The sequence below is a fragment of the Longilinea arvoryzae genome (genome assembly GCF_001050235.1).
GTDB classification, from domain to species: Bacteria; Chloroflexota; Anaerolineae; order Anaerolineales; family Anaerolineaceae; genus Longilinea; species Longilinea arvoryzae.
This window is the reverse complement of record NZ_DF967972.1, coordinates 508700-515523: the sequence shown is the minus strand read 5'-3', so window position 1 is coordinate 515523 and position 6824 is coordinate 508700. Positions and strand designations below refer to the sequence as shown.

Genomic DNA, 6824 nt, shown 5'->3' with positions numbered 1-6824 from the left:
AGGTCCTGCATTTTACAGAAACAATCCTACACTACTCGGTATGGAACGTCGGGTTTCGGGACGATGGTCTGGCGGTTCCCCCGGTAGAGGCTGGCGGCGGAGGCCTGCCGTAAAGTCCCTCAACCCGACCTACGCGGCGTTGAGGGTCCCGGCATTCCGGCCGCGGGATGGGACGCCGCGAGATTCTGCTATATAATTTTTTTCATGCATTACACCCAAACCCATCACTCTACCCTCCCATCCTCGGACCTCATCGCCCTCCTCTCCGCCATGCCCAAGGTCGAGCTGCACGTGCACCTCGAGGGCGCGACCAGCCCGCAAGCCCTGTTCGCAATGGCGGCGCGCAACCGGGTCGAGCTGCCGGTTGCGACTGTCGCGGAGTGGAAGGCCTTCTACGAGTTCAAGGATTTCGATCATTTCATCCAGGTCTACCGGCTTTCGGTCGGCTGCATGCAATCGCCGCGGGACTTCACGGAAATGGTCGTCGATTTCATGGGGCGGCAGGCCCGGCAGAACATCCGCTACAGCGAGGTCTTTCTGAGCGCGGCGCTGCACATCCACCGCTTGCCGCCGGACGAGATTCTGGCGGCGCTGCGCGAAGGTGCACAGATCGGCCGGCAGCAATACGGCGTCGAGATCGCCTTCATCCCGGATATGTCGCGCCAGGAATGGCGCACGGAGCATCTGCGCGAGGACGTGCTCGAATTCGCGCTGCAGGCCAAAGCGCTGGGCATCGGCATCGGCCTGGGATTGGCCGGCTTCGAAGTCGGCTATCCCTCCAGCCTGTTCAGGGACGTCTTCGCCGAAGCGCGCCGCCAGGGGCTGCACGTTGTGGCCCACGCCGGCGAAACCGGGGACGCGGCCTTCATGCGCGATGTGCTCGAGACCCTGCGGCCCGAACGCATCGGGCACGCCATTCGCGCGCTCGAAGATCCTGAACTGGTGGAGGATTTGCGCGAGCGCCGCACCCCGCTCGAGGTTTCCCCGCAGAGCAATTACTGCACCCGGGTGGTCGACCGCAACCAGCCGCACCCGATCCGGGGTATGGTCGACGCCGGGCTGAACTGTACGCTCAATTCGGACGACCCGGCCATGTTCTCGACCGATCTCAACAACGAGTACCTGACCCTGGCCGGGCAGGGATTTTCTTTCGACGAATTGTGGCAGTTGAACCTGAACGGCCTGCGGGCCGCCTTTCTGCCGGAAGACCGGAGGGCCGCAATGCTGCGCGAATGGGAAGCCTGGCGGCAAAACGCGCGGTCCGGTGATATTTAACCGGTTTTGAATGCAACACTGCGTACTGTTCAAGCGCCCCCTGGGATGGGGGCGCTTTTTTCGATCCGGCTCCATTTCCTGACAAACCGCGATCCCCTCGAGGCGCGGGTTCGAGAAACTGGCTCTTGTAATTTCGCCAATTCGGGATAGAATATATATTACCAATAAGAGAATATTTATCATAATAAATGACACTACTCAAGCATGAGTCCGGGAGAAGATTATGGAAATCGAATCCAAAGTCATGGTGGTCACGGGCGGCGGAAACGGCATCGGCCGCGAACTGGTCCTGGCGCTGTTGAAAAAAGGCGCCCGGGTCGCCGCCGTCGATATCAGCGCAAAGGCTTTGCAGGAGACAGCCGGCCTGGCGGGCAGCCAGAGCGAGCGCCTGTCGACGCATGTCGTCAACATCACCGACCGGTCCGCGGTCGAAGCGCTGCCGGCCGCCGTGCTCGCGGCGCACACCGGCGTCGTGGACGGTCTGATCAACTGTGCGGGCATCATCCAGCCCTTCGTCAAGTTCAAGGACCTGGCTTATGCGGATATCGAGCGCATGATCAACGTCAATTTCTACGGCATGGTCTATATGACCAAGACCTTCCTGCCGTTCTTACTGAGCCGGCCGGAGGCTCACATCGTCAACATCTCCAGCATGGGCGGCTACCTGCCCGTGCCCGGCCAGACGCTGTACGGCGCCTCCAAAGCGGCCGTCAAGCTGTTCACCGAAGGACTGTATTCGGAGCTGATGGATACCCACGTTCACGTGACCACGGTCTTCCCCGGCGCGATCGGCACCAACATCGCCGCCAACTCGGGGGTCACGATTTCGATGGGCGACTCGTCCGCGAAAAACACCATCAAAATGACGACGCCGCAATCCGCCGCAGAACAGATTTTGAAAGGCGTCGAACGCAACAGTTTCCAGGTTTACGTTGGGAATGACGCGAAAATGATGAACTTCCTGTACCGCCTGATGCCCAAACGCGCCACCCAGATCATCTACAACCAGATGCGCTCGCTGCTGCGATAAACCGCGGCCCGGAAGGGCGCCCCGCGTTTGCGCGGGCGGGTGTAAAAAATAAAGGGCTGTCTCCAAAGCACGTGGAGACAGCCCTTTAAGACGTCAGGTTCTCATTTCATTGCCTGCCGATCAGGGGCAGGTAGATCCAGAAGCTGTTCGTCCAGGTAAAGGCAGCCGGGGTCGAATCCCGGGCGCCGGTCGCGCTCACGGCCCGCACCTGGAAGGCGTGCCGGGCCTTCGTCAGGCTGGCATAAGCCGCCGGGCTCTGGCAGGCTTCCCAGCCGCCCGCATCGAGCTGGCATTCGAAGGTTGCGCCGGGGTCGTCGCTGAAGAAGTCGAAGGTCATGTCGCCGCCGGCCTTGCGCGGGATCGCCAGGAACGTCTCGGGAGCGCCATACGGACCGGCCTGGCCCAACTCAAGATCACCCCAGCAGTGGACGGTATCTTCCTCCGTCAGGGCGCAGGTCGAATTTCCACCCGCGCTGACCTGTCGATAGCGGCCGGGTTGGCTGGCAGTCTGGCCACCATTGTTATTCCCCCAGCAGTCGATGGCGCCGGTGATGGACAACGCGCAGGTATGAAATTGCCCAACGCTGACCTGGACATACGGGCCGGCATGGTCACCCGATTGGCCGTAATCGTTGTTCCCCCAGCAGTGGACCGCGCCGGCGGGCGTCAGGGCGCAGGTATGGGCATAGCCTGCGCTGACCTGGGTATATGGCCCGGCCTGGTCGGCAGCCTGGCCGAAGTCATTTGCGGAACCGTCGTGGATGCCCCAGCAGTCGACCGATCCGGAAGGAGTCAGCCCGCAAGTGTGCAAAAGTCCCACGCTGATCTGGGTGTACGGCCCCGTCTGGTCAGCGGCCTGGCCGAAATCATACTGCGTGAAACCGTTCATCCCCCAACAATGAACCGCGCCCTCCCGAGTCAGGCCACACGTGTGCGCGAAACTTGAGCTGACTTGCACATAAGGTCCGGATTGGCCTTCAGCCTGGCCAAACTCATTATCCCCCCAGCAATCGACGGCGCCACTGGGCGTCAGGGCGCAGGTATGCATGGCGCCGGCGCTGATCTGGGTATACGGCCCGGTCTGGTTTTCGGCTTGCCCGTTGCTGTTGCTTCCCCAGCATTGGACGCCGCCGTTTGGAAGGATGGCGCAGGCATGCCCCAATCCTGAGCTGACCTCACCGGATGGCAGCGCCACCATCGGCGCTCCGGCGATCGTCCACGCATAGCTGGCGGCGGTGGAGACGTTCCCGGCCGCGTCGACGGAGCGCACCTGGAAGGTGTAATCGCCGTCGGGCAGCGGGTAGTAGGTAGTCGGGCTGGTGCAGGCCGTCCAATCGGAAGCGTTCAGTTTGCATTCGAACGTGACGCCGCTTTCGGGGCTGGAGAAGGTAAACGCATTGCCAGGGTTGGCGGTTGGATTGGGCGGGTAGCTGTCGATGGTGATCGATTGGGCCTGGGTGTCGACGATCCAGGTGTAGCCGGCCGGCGTGGGATCGGTGTTGTCGGCCGGGTCGCTGGCGCGGACTTCGAAAGTGTGCGAGCCGTCCGCCAGCGCGCTATATTCCTGCGGGCTGGTACAACCCGGAACCCATCCGCCATTGTCCAACCGGCATTCGAAGCTGCTGCCCGTTTCATTGCTGCTGAACGTGAAGGAAGCGCTGGCGCTGCTGACCGGCGAAGGCGGCTTCGAAAGGATCGCCGTTTCGGGCGGCACCGCCACCAGCCAGGTGTAGGTGGCCGGGGTTGGGTCCTCGTTGCCGGCCAGGTCGGCTGCCTTCACATCGAAGGTGTGGTTGCCGTCGCTCAGGCCGGTGTAGGTCTGGTCGGAGGCGCCGGAACAGGCCGCCCACGCGCCGCCGTCCAACCGGCACAAAAAGGTACTGCCGGTTTCGGAGCTGCTGAAGGTGAAGGCAGCGTCAGCGGTCGTGGCCGGATTAGCGGGTTGGCTCTCGAGGGTGGTGTCGGGCGGGGTGAGGTCGATCGTCCAGGTGTAACTGGCCGGGGCGCTCACATTGCCCAGGGCATCGATGGCGCGCACCGCGAAGGTATGCGCGACTTCCGCCAAACCGGAATAGGTTTTCGGGTTGGCGCAGCCTTCCCACGCGCTCGAATCCAACTGGCATTCGAAGGTCGCTGGCTCGAGGCTGTAGAAGGTGAATTCGGCGCTGGCGTTGCCGGCCGGATCGGCCGGGTGGCTGTTGATGGCCACGTTCGCCGTGGCGTCGATCGTCCAGGTGTAGGATGCCGGGGTCCAATCGACGTACTGCGTCGAATCGATGGTCACCAGCGCCTGAACCTGGAAGGTGTGGCTGCCGTCGGCCAGCCCCGGGTAGGTTTGCGGGCTGGTGCAGTCGGCCCACTCGCCGGTGTCCAGTTTGCACTTGAAAGCGCTGCCCGGGGTATCGCTGCTGAAGGTGAAGGCCGGATTGATTTGATTGGAAACGGACGCCGGTTGGGCGGTGATCGTGGTCTGCGGCGGCAGGATGCTGCCGGTGTACTCGTAGGCGCCCATGTCGACCGCGTTGCCCAGGATGCGCGGGACGCTGCCGCTCAAATCGGTGGTGAGGCTGTTGGGAACCAGGCTGTTCGAACCGTTGTTGATGGCCGGGGAGCCGCTTTGCAGATGCAGGTCGCCGTCGGCGTCCGGGGTGGAAGCGGTCACGAACCGCGGATCGAGGTCCAGATTACCGCCCATATCGATTCCGGCCGCGGGAACCCAGGCCGGTCCGCTGCCGCCGGAACCCTGGATGATGCTGGAGTATATGACCGACGTGGTGGCGGGTTGGTCGAAATCGTTGCTGGTATCGTTATCAATCTGACCCTTGGCGTTTCCCCACACGATGCTGTTTTGAAGCGTAGGCTGGCTGCTGAAGGCGTTGTAGATTCCCGAGCCGCAGTTTGCGACGGAGCAGTAGCCCTGCCCGGCTGTGATGGTCGTCTGGATCAAGACAGGATCGCTGTAGGCGTTGTAAATCGCGCCGCCCCAGATGGCATAGTTGCGCTCGAAGGCAACGTTCACCAGCGCCGGGGAGCTGTGCAGGTTGTAGATTCCGCCTCCGTAATTGGTGTCAGCGCCGCCGCCCGTCACCCCGTTATGATGGAAGATCACCCGGGTCAGCCTGGGATTGCTGTATTCGTTGTACATCCCGCCGCCCTTGGTCCGGTTAGCGCCGCTGGCCAGGTTGTCAGAAAAGACGACGCCGGTCAGTTCAGCGTTGCAGTTTAACAGGTACATCCCGCCGCCCTGATAGGCGTGGTTATCGATAAAAGACACCTGATTCAGGTTGACGGCGCCGCCGTCCGAAGACATCCCGCCGCCGCCGAGCGTGACCAGGGCCAGGTTTCCGGTAAAAGTGACGTTGTTCAGCGTCAGGTCGCTGTTCCAGTTGTTCGCCAGGCCGCCGCCGGCCCCGCTCGAGGCCTGATTGGTGTCGAAAGTGACGCTCGTCAGGGTCGCGTGGCTCGTACTGGTGTCGTACATCCCCCCGCCGCTGCCGGCCGTATTATTCGTGAAAGCGACCGTAATCAGGGCCAGGCTGCTGGTGTAGTTGAAGATGCCGCCGCCAAAGTCGGTGGCGCTGTTCCCCTCGAAGGTGACGTTTGCCAGAACCGGGTTGCCGGCGGAGACGTTGTACATGCCGCCGCCGCTGCTGCCGGCGGAGTTATTCGAAAACGCAATCTGCGACAGGGTTGGGCTGCCGGAATCGTTGTACATCCCGCCGCCGTTGAGGGTTGCGCTGTTGTTGGTCAGGGTCAGGTTGGCCAGGGTGGGGCTGCTGTTGGAAAGGTAAATGCCGCCGCCGTTGCCGGATCCGGTTGCGTCGGGGTCGGCGGTGTTGGATGCGCCGTCTGAGATGGTAAAGCCGTCCAGAACGGTGCTGGAATCCAGGCCGCTGCCGGTCACGACGTGCAGGCTGTGAGCATAGCCCAGGGTGCCGCTCAGGATGGTGACGTTGGCGGCCGGTTGGCGTTGGTCGCGAGCTGTCTCATTGCCGGCAAAGCCGCCGTAGAGCGCCACGCCGTTCTTGAGCTCGAAAGTGGCCCGCGAGGGGTGGGCCGCGTCATCGATGGTGGGCTGGTAGTAGCCGACCTTGACCCACAATTCGCTGCCGCTGGCGGCCGCGTCCAGGGCCGCATCCAGGTTCATGCCGCTGGCCCAACTGGTGCCGGCGCCCGTTCCGCCGGGCACAACGTAGAGGATATTAGAAGCGCCCAGGGCCGCGCCGGGTGTCATACCCAGCAGCCCGAAAGCCAGAACGAATACACTGAAAAGTTGCGCAAATGCCGAGATGATATTGCTGAAGCGCCTGTTCATGAGATTCTCCGGTGAAACGCTGTCGTTGATGAAGATGCCCTGTGGCATCCCAAATCTCGATCGATGCGGTACGCGCTGCAAGGTTTGAAGTTGTCGGTTCTTCGGGCGAATAAATACTCTGGCGGGTTTCGGGGTCGTCAGGGGGGATTATGGCAGTCGGGCGAACCGAAGAGATGGCTTCAAATATCGGGGTCATTCGAATGA

At 62.4% G+C, this 6824-nt stretch carries 3 protein-coding genes; 2 read left to right on the top strand and 1 reads right to left on the bottom strand.

Features of this window, described 5'->3' with window-relative positions:
• Positions 1 to 204 precede the first annotated feature (204 nt).
• Both add and LARV_RS02375 read left to right on the top strand, forming a co-directional pair.
• Positions 205 to 1275, top strand: coding sequence for an adenosine deaminase (add, locus tag LARV_RS02380; RefSeq protein WP_075072137.1), 1071 nt, complete (start codon positions 205 to 207; stop codon positions 1273 to 1275).
• Positions 1276 to 1498: 223 nt separating this feature from the next.
• The gene (locus LARV_RS02375) at positions 1499 to 2305 is read left to right on the top strand and encodes an SDR family NAD(P)-dependent oxidoreductase (RefSeq protein ID WP_075072136.1); all 807 of its coding nucleotides are present in this window, start codon (positions 1499 to 1501) and stop codon (positions 2303 to 2305) included.
• Positions 2306 to 2411: 106 nt separating this feature from the next.
• Here LARV_RS02375 and LARV_RS02370 read toward each other — a convergent pair whose 3' ends face one another.
• Positions 2412 to 6668, bottom strand: coding sequence for a choice-of-anchor Q domain-containing protein (locus tag LARV_RS02370; RefSeq protein WP_075072135.1), 4257 nt, complete (start codon positions 6666 to 6668; stop codon positions 2412 to 2414).
• Positions 6669 to 6824: the final 156 nt, after the last annotated feature.